The organism is Pseudomonas sp. DC1.2, from assembly GCF_034351645.1.
Classification (GTDB): Bacteria; Pseudomonadota; Gammaproteobacteria; order Pseudomonadales; family Pseudomonadaceae; genus Aquipseudomonas.
This window is the reverse complement of record NZ_CP133782.1, coordinates 4,558,154-4,571,061: the sequence shown is the minus strand read 5'-3', so window position 1 is coordinate 4,571,061 and position 12,908 is coordinate 4,558,154. Positions and strand designations below refer to the sequence as shown.

Sequence of the window (12,908 nt, the reverse complement as noted above, 5' to 3'; positions counted from 1 at the left end):
GTCCAGTGTCCTGTATCGAAGGTGAGGCTTAGTCTCTGAAGAACCATTCTGGCTAACAATAATCACAGGTGCCGCATGATTCCCAGAACCTTGTTCAGCTCCGAGCACGAATTGTTTCGCGACAGCGTGCGAACGTTTCTCGAAAGAGAGGCCGTGCCGTTCCATGGGCAATGGGAGAAGCAGGGTTACATCGACCGCAAACTCTGGAACAAGGCGGGGGAGGCGGGGATGCTGTGCTCGCATCTTCCTGAAGAGTACGGCGGGCTGGGGGCGGACTTTCTTTACAGCACGGTGGTGATTGAGGAGGTGGGGCGTCTTGGGCTGACCGGGATCGGCTTTTCCCTGCATTCGGACATCGTTGCGCCCTACATCCTGCATTACGGCAGTGAGGCGTTGAAGCACAAATACCTGCCGAAGCTGGTGTCCGGTGAAATGGTGACCGCTATTGCGATGACCGAGCCGGGTGCCGGTTCTGATCTGCAAGGGGTCAAGACCACCGCCGTGCTGGACGGCGACGAGTATGTGATCAACGGCTCGAAGACGTTTATCACCAATGGCTATTTGGCGGATCTGGTGATTGTCGTGGCCAAAACAGACCCGAAAGCCGGCGCGAAGGGCACCAGTTTGTTTCTGGTGGAAGCGGACACTCCGGGCTTTGCCAAAGGCAAGCGTCTGGAAAAAGTCGGCATGAAGGCCCAGGACACCTCTGAATTGTTCTTCCAGGATGTGCGGGTGCCCAAGGAAAACTTGCTGGGACAGGCTGGAATGGGGTTTGCGTACCTGATGCAGGAGTTGCCACAGGAGCGACTCACCGTTGCGGTCGGTGGATTGGCATCAGCTGAAGCTGCTTTGCAATGGACGCTGGATTACACCCGTGAGCGCAAGGCGTTCGGCAAGGCGATTGCCGACTTTCAGAACACGCGCTTCAAGTTGGCGGAAATGGCGACCGAAATTCAGATTGGTCGAGTCTTCGTTGATCGCTGTCTGGAGCTGCACCTGCAAGGCAAACTCGACGTGCCGACAGCCGCGATGGCCAAATATTGGGGCACCGACCTGCAATGCAAGGTGCTCGACGAATGCGTCCAGTTGCACGGCGGCTACGGGTTTATGTGGGAATACCCAGTGGCTCGGGCCTGGGCGGATGCACGCGTGCAGCGGATCTATGCGGGGACCAATGAAATCATGAAAGAGATTATTGCGCGGTCACTTTGACGCGACGGTGACCGTCAGGCCGCCTTCGCGAGCCGGCTCATCGCCACAGGTGATGGTGATTTCCTGTGGGATGAGCCGGCTCGCGAATAGATCGACAGATCAATCAAGGTGCAGGATTCGGATGATCGTTGTGAATCGCCTCAATCCCCGCCAGCACCTCTTCGGAAAGCGTCAGGTCGAAGCTGGCAATGTTGCTGTCCAATTGCTCAAGCGTCGTCGCGCCAATAATGTTGCTAGTCACGAACGGCTGCGCGGTCACGAATGCCAATGCCATCTGCGCCGGGTCCAGGCCGTGTTCACGCGCCAATGCCACGTAGCGGCTGCATGCTGCTTGCGATTGCGCATTGAAGTAGCGGCTGAAGCGACTGTAGAGGCTCAGGCGGCCCTTTGCCGGGCGGGCTCCCCCCTCGTACTTGCCTGTCAGGAAGCCGAATGCCAGCGGTGAATACGCTAGCAGCCCGCACTGTTCACGAATGGCAATCTCTGCCAGGCCAACCTCAAAGCTGCGGTTCAGCAGGTTGTAGGGGTTCTGGATTGACACCGCGCGTGGCCAGCCGCGCGCTTCTGCCAGGGCAAGGAAGCGCATGGTGCCCCAAGGCGTTTCGTTGGACAGGCCGATGTGGCGGATTTTCCCGGCCTTGACCTGCTCGTCCAACGCTTCGAGGGTGTCTTCGAGTGGCGTCAGGTTGGCTTCGATTTTGTGCTTGTAGCCCAACTGGCCGAAGAAGTTGGTGCTGCGCTCCGGCCAGTGCAACTGATAGAGGTCGATGTAGTCGGTCTGCAAGCGCTTGAGGCTGGCATCCACAGCTTCGGTGATGTGTTGGCGGTTGTGCCGCAGGTTTTTGTCGCGGATGTAATCGATGGTGTTGCCTGGGCCGGCGATCTTGCTGGCCAGGATCCAGTCGGCCCGGTCGCCGCGACTTTTGAAGTAATTACCGATGTAGCGTTCGGTGGTGGCGTAGGTTTCGGCCTTTGGTGGCACCGGGTACATCTCGGCGGTATCGATGAAATTGATCCCGGCACTTTTGGCCCGTTCAATCTGAGCGAAGGCTTCAGGTTCGCTGTTTTGCTCGCCCCAGGTCATGGTTCCGAGGCAGATTGCACTCACGTTCAGATCGGTCCGGCCTAGCTGTCGATAATCCATCAGGTGCTCCTTGGGCAAAACAATCATAAAAGCAGGTTGAAATATTTTTCGCAATCTGCATAATTGCGCACCTCTTTCTGCAGTGGAAGTGATGCGCCGCCGCCGAAGAATCTTGCCGTTGAACGGACGCGCCGACCCGAGCCCCCGAAAGCGTCTGTATCCGGCTGCCTTTGACTTGTCAAAGTACGCACTATTCAGTAAGATCCGCCGTCTAATTTACAAGGCGGCCCCTGAGGCTATAAAGAATGAAAACTTTTACTGCTAAACCGGAAACAGTACAGCACGACTGGTTTGTCGTCGACGCTGCAGGTCAGACCCTGGGTCGTCTGGCCACCGAAATCGCGAGCCGTCTGCGTGGCAAGCATAAAGCTGAGTACACTCCTCACGTTGACACCGGCGACTACATCGTCGTTATCAATGCCGAGCAGATTCGTGTGACCGGTGCTAAAACCACCGACAAAATCTACTACTCCCACTCCGGTTTTCCTGGTGGCATCAAGTCGATCAACTTCGAAAAGCTGATCGCTAAAGCCCCTGAGCGCGTGATCGAGACCGCGGTCAAAGGCATGCTGCCTAAGAACCCACTGGGTCGCGACATGTATCGTAAGCTGAAAGTCTATGCGGGCGCTGTACACCCTCATACTGCTCAGCAGCCCCAAGAACTGAAGTTTTAACGGAATAGTTCATTATGTCGGCGACTCAAAATTACGGCACTGGCCGTCGCAAGACCGCAACCGCACGCGTTTTCCTGCGTCCGGGTACTGGTAACATCTCCATCAACAACCGCACCCTGGAAAATTTCTTCGGCCGCGAAACTGCCCGCATGGTAGTTCGTCAGCCGCTGGAATTGACTGAGACTGTCGAGAAATTCGACATCTACGTCACCGTGATCGGTGGTGGTGTAAGTGGTCAAGCTGGCGCAATCCGCCACGGTATCACTCGCGCACTGATGCAGTACGACGAAACCCTGCGTGGCGCTCTGCGCAAAGCTGGCTTCGTTACTCGCGATGCTCGTGAAGTTGAACGTAAGAAAGTTGGTCTGCGTAAAGCGCGTAAGCGTCCGCAGTACTCGAAGCGTTAATTCGCTTCCACTTTCAAAAAGAACGCCCAGTTTCCTCACGGAGCTGGGCGTTTTTTTATGGGCGCGATTTGTTGAAGAATTGCGCTGTGACAACTTGCCACTCGCGTAGAGCCCCTATACTGCAAGGCTTGGCAGTGGAGCTCCTGGGTAATTACCTTGTCAGAATTGGGGCTTTTCATTACCATTCGGCAAAATTTTTATAAGTACATAGTTTTACTTAGTAGACGCCTGATTTAACAGGCCACAAAGCTGATGGGAGAGGACTGAATGAGCAATGACGGCGTGAATGCAGGCCGGCGTCGCTTCTTGGTAGCAGCCACATCCGTGGTGGGTGCTGCAGGAGCGGTGGGGGCTGCGGTCCCGTTCGTAGGGTCATGGTTTCCCAGCGCCAAGGCGAAAGCCGCTGGTGCACCGGTGAAAGTGAATGTCAGCAAAATCGAGCCAGGTCAGCAAATGATTGCTGAATGGCGCGGTCAGCCGGTGTTTATCGTCCGCCGTACCGAGGAAATCCTGGGGAATCTGAAAAAGATCGAGGACCAGTTGTCCGATCCGGATTCTAAAAACTCGACGCAACCGACCTATGTCGATCCGGAAACACGTTCGATCAAGCCGGAAATTCTGCTGCTGATCGGTATCTGTACTCACCTGGGTTGTTCGCCGACCTTCCGACCGGAAGTGGCGCCTGCTGATCTGGGGCCGAAGTGGGTCGGGGGTTATTTCTGCCCTTGTCACGGTTCTCACTACGATTTGGCTGGCCGCGTCTACAAGTCGCAACCTGCGCCTTTGAACCTGCCAGTTCCCCCGCATTCCTATGAAACCGATGACCTCATTGTCATTGGCGTCGATACGGAGAAAGCGTGATGAGCAAGTTCATGGAATGGGTTGATGCGCGCTTTCCCGCGACCAAAATGTGGGAAGACCATCTCAGCAAGTACTACGCTCCGAAGAACTTCAATTTCTTCTATTTCTTTGGTTCCCTGGCGCTGCTCGTTCTGGTCAACCAGATCGTTACCGGTGTCTGGCTAACGATGAGCTACACGCCGTCGGCGGAAGAGGCATTTGCTTCTGTTGAAGGCATCATGCGCGATGTCAGTTACGGCGCGATTTTGCGTCTGCTTCATGCGGTCGGCGCGTCGATGTTCTTCATCGTGGTCTATCTGCACATGTTCCGTGGTCTGCTCTACGGCTCGTACCAGAAACCCCGTGAGCTGGTGTGGGTTTTCGGCATGCTGATCTACCTCGCGCTGATGGCAGAGGCCTTCATGGGGTATCTGCTGCCATGGGGTCAGATGTCCTACTGGGGCGCCCAGGTGATCATCTCGCTGTTCGGTGCCATCCCGGTCATCGGTAACGACCTGACGCAGTGGATTCGTGGTGACTACCTGATTTCCGGTATTACCCTGAACCGCTTCTTTGCCTTGCATGTGGTTGCACTGCCGATAGTGATTCTGGGGCTGGTGGTGCTGCACGTTCTGGCGCTGCACGAAGTAGGTTCGAACAACCCTGACGGCGTGGACATCAAGAAGCACAAAGACGAAAACGGTATACCGCTGGACGGCATCGCCTTCCACCCGTACTACACCGTGAAAGATATCGTCGGTGTGGTGGTGTTCCTGTTTATCTTCTGCTCGATTGTGTTCTTCTTCCCCGAAATGGGTGGCTACTTCCTCGAAAAGCCGAACTTTGAAGTGGCGAACGCTTTCAAGACTCCGGAGCACATTGCTCCTGTCTGGTACTTCACTCCGTTCTACGCGATCCTGCGGGCGATTCCGGACAAACTCATGGGTGTGATTGCCATGGGTGCTTCGATTGCGCTGCTGTTTGTCCTGCCGTGGCTTGATCGGAGTCCGGTCAAGTCGATGCGCTACAAAGGTTGGCTGAGCAAGATCTGGCTTTTGGTGTTCTGCATTTCTTTCGTGCTGCTTGGCTGGACCGGCGTCAAGGCTCCGACTCCGACCCTCACGTTGATCTCGCAGGTCTGTACGTTCCTGTACTTTGCCTACTTCATTCTGATGCCGTTCTACACCCGGCTCGAGAAGACCAAACCGGTTCCGGAAAGGGTGACTGGCTGATGAAAAAGCTATTTGCTGTACTGATTCTCGCTGCTTTGCCGGTGTTCTCCTTCGCCGCTGAGCACGGTCCCGAGCTGGAAAAAGTCGATATCGATGTTTCCGACAACGCCGCCATGCAAGATGGCGCGCGTACGTTCGCCAACTACTGTATGGGCTGCCACAGCGCCAAGTTCCAGCGTTACGAGCGCGTTGCCGACGACTTGGGGATTCCTCATGATCTGATGCTGAAAAATCTGGTGTTCACGGGTGCCAAGATCGGCGACCACATGAGCATCGGTATGCAGCCGGCAGATGCCAAGGCGTGGTTTGGTGCGGCGCCGCCAGACCTGACGTTGGTCGCGCGTGTTCGTGGTACTGACTGGCTCTATGGTTATCTGCGATCGTTCTATGAAGATCCGGCACGTCCTTGGGGTGTGAACAACAAGGTGTTTCCGAACGTTGGCATGCCGAACGTCCTTGTCGGCCTGCAAGGTCGTCAGGTGGTAGGCTGCAAACAAGTGCAGATCGTCGAAGACGGTAAGAAGCAATACGACCCGTTGACCGGTACGCCTCTGACTCATGAAGCGTGCGATCAACTGACCATCGTGCCGAAGACCGGGACCCTGACCGAAGAGCAATTCGATGAGAAGGTGAAGAATCTGGTAACCTTCCTCGCTTACTCGGCTAACCCGGTTAAGCTGCAGCATCAGCGCATTGGTACTTATGTATTGCTGTACCTGGCGTTCTTCTTTGTATTCGCCTACCTGCTCAAGCGCGAATACTGGAAAGATGTGCATTGATAAAGCATTAAGCAACTGCTGTTAATCGCGCGCGCCCAAGGGCGTCTCCGAGAGTAACGAGTCTGGTTATTCAGACGTTACGGGAGGCGCCCTCTGGGCGCGCTCGTTTTTCCGCTCTCGATAATTTTTACAAGCGAGGAGGACCGCCATGGGCGTGACCAATCGGTTGGCCTGTTACTCCGACCCCGCCGACCACTATTCCCACCGGGTACGTATTGTGCTCGCAGAGAAGGGTGTCAGCGCCGAGATCATTTACGTGGAGGCAGGTCGTCACCCGCCTAAACTGATCGAAGTGAACCCTTACGGCAGTCTGCCCACCTTGGTCGATCGTGACCTGGCGTTGTGGGAGTCGACCGTGGTGATGGAGTATCTGGATGAGCGTTATCCGCACCCGCCCTTGCTGCCGGTTTATCCTGTGGCGCGTGCAAACAGCCGCCTGCTGATTCATCGTATTCAGCGTGACTGGTGTGGTCTGGTGGATCTGATTCTGGATTCGCGGACCAAGGAAGCAGCCCGTGTCGTGGCTCGTAAAGAGTTGCGCGAAAGCCTGACAGGCGTGTCGCCGTTGTTCGCCGACAAGCCATTTTTCCTCAGTGAGGAACAAAGTTTGGTGGATTGCTGCCTATTACCAATACTTTGGCGTTTGCCGATTCTGGGTATTGAACTGCCGCGGCCAGCCAAGCCGCTGCTTGACTATATGGAGCGCTCGTTTGCGCGTCAGGCTTTCCAGGCGAGTTTGTCTGGTGTCGAACGCGATATGCGCTAAGGCTTAAGGAGCCGCTATGAACTCCAGTCGACCTTATCTGGTCCGCGCGCTCTACGAGTGGATTGTGGATAACGATTGCACCCCGCACATGCTGGTTAATTCCGAGTATCCGTCGGTGCAGGTGCCTCAAGGTTTTGCCAGTGACGGACAAATAGTCCTGAACGTATCGCCGGCAGCCGTGCGTCATTTACACATGGATAACGATGCGGTCAGCTTTGAAGGGCGCTTCGGTGGTGTACCACACACACTGTACGTGCCTATCGCCTCGATCCTGGGCATTTACGCCCGTGAGAACGGCCAGGGCATGGTGTTTGATCTGGAGTCGTCCATGGAGGACGAGGACGAGGTCGAGCCCAATGACGATATTCCGCCACCTGACAGCGAGCCGCCGCGTCCCAGCGGTCGACCTAGTTTGAAAGTGGTTAAGTAATAAAAAAGGCGATCCAACCGGATCGCCTTTTTTGTGCGTGCGTGTTGCGTGTCAGTCGATGTACTCGAACAGCTTCACGATCTTCTGAACGCCGGCAACGCTTTGCACCAGGTTGGTAGCCTGATCGGCCTCTTGCTTGGTCACCAGACCCAGCAGGTACACGATGCCGTTCTCGGTCACGACCTTGATGCGTGAGCCGGGAATGCTGGCATCGGCGAGCATCTGAGTCTTGATCTTGGTGGTCAGCCACGTGTCGTTTTGGCGCGCAACGAAACCAGATGGCGGGAGAATCTGCAGTTCGTTGTGAACGGTCTTCACGCGCTGGACGGCGGCAGCAGCCTGTTCGGCCTTGGCCTTGAGGTCTTCGCGTGGCGTTTGCCCAGCGAGCAGTACGACGCCGTTGAAGCTGGTGACGACGATGTGCGATTCGTTGTCCAAGCCTGGATCGGCTTTGGCCACGTTCACGCCGACTTTGGTCTCGATCAGTGAATCGTCGATCTTGCTGCCGAAGGTGCGGGTGCCGCGGTCATCTTCAATCGGGGCTTCACGGCTGGCATTTACCACCGAGGTGCAGCCGCTGATGCCGACAAGGCACAGGGTCAAGGCCAGAAGGCCTAGGCGATTAGGGGTCATTCTTCACTCCCGAACAGTTGGCTGTCGATCAAGTCGCAAAGGCAGTGGATCGCCAGCAGGTGGACTTCCTGAATACGTGCGGTGACATTGGCCGGTACGCGAATCTCCACGTCCTCTGGCAACAGCAGCGACGCCATGCCGCCGCCGTCGCGACCGGTTAATGCTACGACAATCATTTCACGATCATGTGCGGCTTGGATTGCTTGAATAATGTTCGCCGAGTTGCCGCTGGTGGAAATAGCCAGCAATACGTCACCCGGCTGGCCGAGGGCGCGAATCTGTTTAGAGAAAATTTCGTTGTAGCTGTAATCGTTGGCGATCGAGGTAATGGTCGAGCTGTCGGTCGTCAGCGCGATGGCTGGCAGGCTTGGGCGCTCACGCTCGAAGCGGTTCAGCAATTCCGATGAGAAATGCTGAGCGTCACCGGCGGAGCCCCCATTACCGCAAGAAAGCATTTTGCCCTCGTTGAGCAGGGCATTGACCATCACTTGGCTGGCTTGCTCGATGTGCGGTGCAAGTACGTCCATCGCCTGTTGCTTGGTGTCGATACTGGCCTGAAAAAGCTGGCGAATTCGCGATTGCATGTCCATCTGTGTGACCTTAATTAGCGCGGCTACCTGGCACATGAATGTGCTGCCCGCAAAGCAAAGAGCAAAAGTGTTGGGTGAAGGTGTCCGGTTCGGGGTAACGATATTCAGCTATCGAAGGCATTCTGCAACCAGTTCAACTGAGCGAGGTGGCTGTCGATGGCAACCACGTCGAAACGGCAGGGGGAATTGGCCCAGCGCGACTCGCGCTGAAGAAAATACTGCGCGGCGAATATCAGTTTCTGCTGTTTACGCCCGTCGATGCTATCGAGTGCGCCACCCCATTGGGTGTTTTTTCTGTAGCGGACTTCAACGAATACTACTGTATCGCCATCAAGCATGACCAGATCAAGCTCGCCGCGTTTGCACAACCAGTTCTGCGCCAAGAGGCGCAGACCGTGTTGTTGCAGATGCTCGAGCGCTTGGCGCTCGGCATCCTTGCCGCTTTGCTGGCGTGACCTGTCGGGCATTAGCGCGCCGTGTCTGGCAGGCGCTGAACCTGACCGTTGACGAATTGTGCCCACGGCAACTGGCGCTCGACTCGTTGATTCTGAGTCATGCCCAGGCTGCCCGACTGACCTTGGATGCGGCTGTCCGGCAAGGCTTTGAGTTGGCCCAGGCGCGGCGCCAGGCGATAGGCGTCAACACCCATGGCGTAAAGGCGCCCGAGGCTGCCAGCGGCCTGTGGCCATTGTGCTGTGACCTGCTTGCGCAGCGGGTCGTTGGCATCCAGCAGCCATGGCGTTTCGCAGAAGCGCACGCCGTTCATGTCGTTGTACTGATTCACGTCGCCGCTGGCACTGAACACGTGGGATGTGGCGTAAACCGGCACGTCACCAGCGTATTGAAAGTTCAGGGTTGGTTTGATCTGCTGTGCCTGTTGCGGGGTGGCGGCCAGGAAGATGAACTCGATGTCCTGGCGACGCGAAGGCTGGGCGGCGACTGGCGAGCCAACGGTGCTTTGCAGGCTCTTGGCGCGACCTTCGCTCTGGCGTAGCTGGAACATGTCGGCGATCTGTTGGGCCAGTTGAACGGGCTGATCAACGCGCTCTACCGCAACGATGGTGCCGCCATTGGCTTGCCAGTCCTGGCTGAAAGCCTTCAGGACGCGATCACCCCATTCGCCTTTAGGCACCATGGCTGCTGCACGATGCAGGCCGTCGGCACGAGCACGGCGCGCTACTTCGCGAGCTTCGTCTTCAGCGGCAAGACCGAACTGGAACAGTTGGGCGGGGCCTTGATCACCCTCGCTGTAATTCAGTGCCAGAGTGGTGATCGGCAGTTGCGGGCGAGTGCTCAGCTGTTTGACCAGTGGCTTTTCCAGCGGGCCGACCACCAGTTGCACGCCATCGGCCTGGGCTTTGCGGTAGAACTCGTCCATGGAAGTGAGGTGTGTACTGTCATAAAACACGATGACTGGCGGTTTCTGTCCGGCTTGTTGCGCCTGGTAGTGAGCGGCCATAAAGCCGTCGCGCAGCGCTTTGCCGACCGAGGCCAGTGGGCCATCTTGTGGCAGCAGCAGGGCGATTTTGTTCAGGGGCTGGCTCGCCAGTTCCTTGAGTTTGGTCAAGGGCAACGGCAACTGAATGGCCGCTGGATGCTTGGGGTTCTGGGCGCGCCAGTTGTCGATGGCGGCTTGCTGCTGTTCCAGGGTGCCCGCAGATTTCACCGCTTGGGCCAGGCCCAGCCAGCCGCCGAGGTCATCATTGGTGGTCGGCTGCAATTGATCGGTAGGCAGCGATGCGATCAGGATCCAGATGGCTTCGTGGTTTTTGCTGGCGGCCTCTCCGGAGAGCAACGGGGCAATGAAGATACGCTCCCGCGCGGCGGCCAACGTCTGGCCATCAGCTTCAAAGGCTCGGGCATGCACGATGCCGGTGCGTACCTGTTGGTCCACAGGCATTTCGCCGAGGCGTTCCAGGCTCGGATGGCTCAAGGCAGTTAGAGCCGCCTTGGGTTGATTGCGAACCATGGCCAGTTCGGCCGCCAGCGTACTGGCGAAGACCTGTTGGCCTGGCTTGAGTGGGTCCAGCGGCACTTGTTGCAGGATTTGCGCGGATTGACCGGCATTGCCTTGGCGGTAGGCCAAATCAGCCGCGGTCAAGCGCAGTAACGCTGCCTTCTCCGGCGTACTGCTCTGGGTTGCCTGCTCGAGCAACTGCTCGATACTGGCATTCGGGGTCCGTGGAAGTTCGCCAAGGCTGGAGGAGGGCGAGCTGGCGCAAGCCGCCAGCAAGGCAGCGAGGCAGAGGGCAGATAACAGCCGCAGGCAAGCGATCATGTAAGTGTTCCTGATACTCGATCAAATTAGCGTGGAATTGTACCCAAGCACTGGCCGGGGCGCGATGTTACTGGCGTGAATCCTTCAATTTAGCTCATGCAAATGTTGCCGTGCTGCACAAAACACATGGAGCTGCGGGGTGGGCTGGGCGTATCGCTAGCGCTATGACGCGCTACAATGGCCGCTTTTACCGATCATGAGGTACGTGCTTTGACTGCTCCAGGTGCTTTGAATTCCGCTGCTGGCTCGCTTTATGTGGTGGCGACGCCCATCGGCAACCTGGACGACATCAGTGCGCGTGCGCTGAAAATCCTGCGCGAGGTGGCATTGATCGCCGCTGAAGATACGCGGCACTCTCAGCGCCTGATGCAGCATTTCGGTATTGCGACGCCATTGGCGGCCTGCCATGAGCATAACGAACGTGATGAAGGCAGTCGTTTTATTACCCGCTTGCTGGCGGGTGACGATATCGCGCTGATTTCCGATGCCGGGACGCCGTTGATTTCCGATCCGGGTTATCACTTGGTGCGTCAGGCGCGCGCTGCCGGGATCAATGTTGTGCCCGTGCCGGGTGCCTGCGCCTTGATCGCGGCACTCTCGGCAGCGGGTTTGCCGTCTGATCGATTTATCTTTGAAGGTTTCCTGCCGGCCAAGGCTGTGGGGCGTCGGGCGCGCCTGGAGTTGGTCAAGGAAGAGCCGCGTACCCTGATTTTCTACGAAGCGCCACATCGCATCCTTGAATGCCTGCAAGACATGGAACTGGTGTTCGGTGGCGAGCGCCCGGCGTTGCTGGCGCGGGAGATCACTAAAACTTTCGAAACCCTCAAAGGTTTGCCGTTGGCCCAGTTGCGTGAGTTCGTCGAGTCCGACAGCAATCAGCAGCGTGGCGAGTGTGTGGTGTTGGTGGCGGGCTGGTCGGCACCGGAAACGGAAGACGCCGTTAGCAGCGAAGCGATGCGCATCCTTAATCTGTTGCTCGAAGAAATGCCGCTTAAGCGTGCTGCCGCATTGGCAGCGCAAATAACCGGAGAGCGAAAAAATGTGCTGTATCAGGTGGCACTCGATAGACAGAAGGGCGAGTAAACCCCGCGCGCAGGAGTGGCCAAAGGCTTTTAGCGCTTGTTCTTCCGCCGCTCTGCCGTTAACCTTTGCGGCGGAGAGTCGATTGGACAGTCGCTGCCCTCTATGAAAATTAGGGGGGGGAGGAAAGTCCGGGCTCCATAGGGCGAAGTGCCAGGTAATGCCTGGGAGGCGTGAGCCTACGGAAAGTGCCACAGAAAATAACCGCCTAAGTGCTTCGGCGCCGGTAAGGGTGAAAAGGTGCGGTAAGAGCGCACCGCACGTCTGGCAACAGTTCGTGGCTAGGTAAACCCCACTTGGAGCAAGACCAAATAGGGTCTCAAGGCGTGGCCCGCGCTGGGACCGGGTAGGTTGCTAAAGATGTCCAGTGATGGCCATCGTAGACGAATGACTGTTCAAGACAGAACCCGGCTTACAGATCGACTCTCCACCTTTTTTTCACCTTGTTTGAATGATTGAACAGGGTATTGATAGTCTGCATTTCCCTCCTTGCGTAATGACTGGCAGAAGGGTTGTGTGATATCGGTTAGCCTGCGCAGGCAGCGACTTACAAATCTCCCCGCAACAGCGATTTCCCTCCTTGCAAAACCATCGACAGAAACACTCTCGTAATACCGAAAAAATCTTACTCTTAACAAACTACTTTAACTTCTGAGCGCAGCCCTTCGTGCTGACTCAAGTTATTGAGTAAAAACATACGTCAGATTCTCGTTATCCCTCCGTTTACTCTCCTAAATCTCCGTTCTGTAAGGCTTTTCCTTTAATCCGCGTCTTGACGGTGTGGTGGGCGCATTCCTATAGTGTGCGCAAGTGGCGGAAAGTGGCATGAAGTGGGTTTTTTAA

Annotated in this window: 14 protein-coding genes and 1 other RNA gene; 10 read left to right on the top strand and 5 right to left on the bottom strand. The window is 56.6% G+C overall.

The features are described from left to right. Positions 1 to 75 precede the first annotated feature (75 nt). Positions 76 to 1,212 carry an acyl-CoA dehydrogenase family protein gene (locus RHM68_RS20625; RefSeq protein WP_322218564.1) on the top strand — a complete coding sequence of 379 codons (1,137 nt, stop codon included), beginning with the start codon at positions 76 to 78 and terminating at the stop codon, positions 1,210 to 1,212. Positions 1,213 to 1,315: 103 nt separating this feature from the next. On the opposite strand, the gene RHM68_RS20620 is transcribed toward RHM68_RS20625, so the two are convergent. Beyond that, entirely contained in the window at positions 1,316 to 2,356 is a 1,041-nt protein-coding gene (locus RHM68_RS20620; protein ID WP_322218561.1) for an NADP(H)-dependent aldo-keto reductase, read from the bottom strand. Positions 2,357 to 2,601: 245 nt separating this feature from the next. Between RHM68_RS20620 and rplM the strand changes: the two genes are divergently transcribed. The 7 genes from rplM to RHM68_RS20585 all read left to right on the top strand — a co-directional run bounded on the left by rplM (position 2,602) and on the right by RHM68_RS20585 (position 7,484). After that, positions 2,602 to 3,030 (top strand): 50S ribosomal protein L13, encoded by a 429-nt coding sequence (gene rplM / locus RHM68_RS20615; protein ID WP_046048262.1) that lies wholly within the window; start codon positions 2,602 to 2,604, stop codon positions 3,028 to 3,030. Between the two features lie 14 nt (positions 3,031 to 3,044). Continuing rightward, positions 3,045 to 3,437 (top strand): 30S ribosomal protein S9, encoded by a 393-nt coding sequence (gene rpsI, locus RHM68_RS20610; protein ID WP_003216038.1) that lies wholly within the window; start codon positions 3,045 to 3,047, stop codon positions 3,435 to 3,437. 267 nt (positions 3,438 to 3,704) lie between these two features. Then, the gene (gene petA, locus RHM68_RS20605) at positions 3,705 to 4,298 is read left to right on the top strand and encodes a ubiquinol-cytochrome c reductase iron-sulfur subunit (RefSeq protein ID WP_322218557.1); all 594 of its coding nucleotides are present in this window, start codon (positions 3,705 to 3,707) and stop codon (positions 4,296 to 4,298) included. Next, complete coding sequence (locus RHM68_RS20600; RefSeq protein ID WP_322218554.1) at positions 4,298 to 5,509, top strand: cytochrome bc complex cytochrome b subunit; 1,212 nt, start codon at positions 4,298 to 4,300, stop codon at positions 5,507 to 5,509. The genes petA and RHM68_RS20600 overlap by 1 nt, the downstream gene beginning before the upstream one ends. Next, the gene (locus RHM68_RS20595) at positions 5,509 to 6,288 is read left to right on the top strand and encodes a cytochrome c1 (RefSeq protein ID WP_322218550.1); all 780 of its coding nucleotides are present in this window, start codon (positions 5,509 to 5,511) and stop codon (positions 6,286 to 6,288) included. Before RHM68_RS20600 ends, RHM68_RS20595 begins: the two co-directional genes overlap by 1 nt. Before the next feature lie 148 nt (positions 6,289 to 6,436). Beyond that, a complete protein-coding gene (locus RHM68_RS20590; protein ID WP_322218547.1) occupies positions 6,437 to 7,054 on the top strand; it encodes a glutathione S-transferase N-terminal domain-containing protein in 618 nt (205 codons plus the stop codon). 16 nt (positions 7,055 to 7,070) lie between these two features. After that, the gene (locus RHM68_RS20585; protein ID WP_322218544.1) at positions 7,071 to 7,484 is read left to right on the top strand and encodes a ClpXP protease specificity-enhancing factor; all 414 of its coding nucleotides are present in this window, start codon (positions 7,071 to 7,073) and stop codon (positions 7,482 to 7,484) included. A 51-nt stretch (positions 7,485 to 7,535) separates the two neighbouring features. On the opposite strand, the gene RHM68_RS20580 is transcribed toward RHM68_RS20585, so the two are convergent. The 4 genes from RHM68_RS20580 to RHM68_RS20565 all read right to left on the bottom strand — a co-directional run bounded on the left by RHM68_RS20580 (position 7,536) and on the right by RHM68_RS20565 (position 10,985). Next, complete coding sequence (locus RHM68_RS20580; RefSeq protein WP_322218541.1) at positions 7,536 to 8,117, bottom strand: BON domain-containing protein; 582 nt, start codon at positions 8,115 to 8,117, stop codon at positions 7,536 to 7,538. Then, positions 8,114 to 8,707, bottom strand: coding sequence for a phosphoheptose isomerase (locus RHM68_RS20575; RefSeq protein WP_007904374.1), 594 nt, complete (start codon positions 8,705 to 8,707; stop codon positions 8,114 to 8,116). The genes RHM68_RS20580 and RHM68_RS20575 overlap by 4 nt, the downstream gene beginning before the upstream one ends. A gap of 104 nt (positions 8,708 to 8,811) precedes the next feature. Beyond that, complete coding sequence (locus RHM68_RS20570; protein WP_322218540.1) at positions 8,812 to 9,174, bottom strand: YraN family protein; 363 nt, start codon at positions 9,172 to 9,174, stop codon at positions 8,812 to 8,814. Beyond that, the gene (locus RHM68_RS20565) at positions 9,174 to 10,985 is read right to left on the bottom strand and encodes a penicillin-binding protein activator (protein ID WP_322218537.1); all 1,812 of its coding nucleotides are present in this window, start codon (positions 10,983 to 10,985) and stop codon (positions 9,174 to 9,176) included. Before RHM68_RS20565 ends, RHM68_RS20570 begins: the two co-directional genes overlap by 1 nt. A 177-nt stretch (positions 10,986 to 11,162) precedes the next feature. Here RHM68_RS20565 and rsmI point away from each other — a divergent pair, with 177 nt between their 5' ends. Next, the gene (gene rsmI / locus RHM68_RS20560) at positions 11,163 to 12,068 is read left to right on the top strand and encodes a 16S rRNA (cytidine(1402)-2'-O)-methyltransferase (protein ID WP_322218534.1); all 906 of its coding nucleotides are present in this window, start codon (positions 11,163 to 11,165) and stop codon (positions 12,066 to 12,068) included. 74 nt (positions 12,069 to 12,142) lie between these two features. After that, positions 12,143 to 12,496: RNase P RNA component class A (gene rnpB, locus RHM68_RS20555), an RNA gene on the top strand. Positions 12,497 to 12,908: the final 412 nt, after the last annotated feature.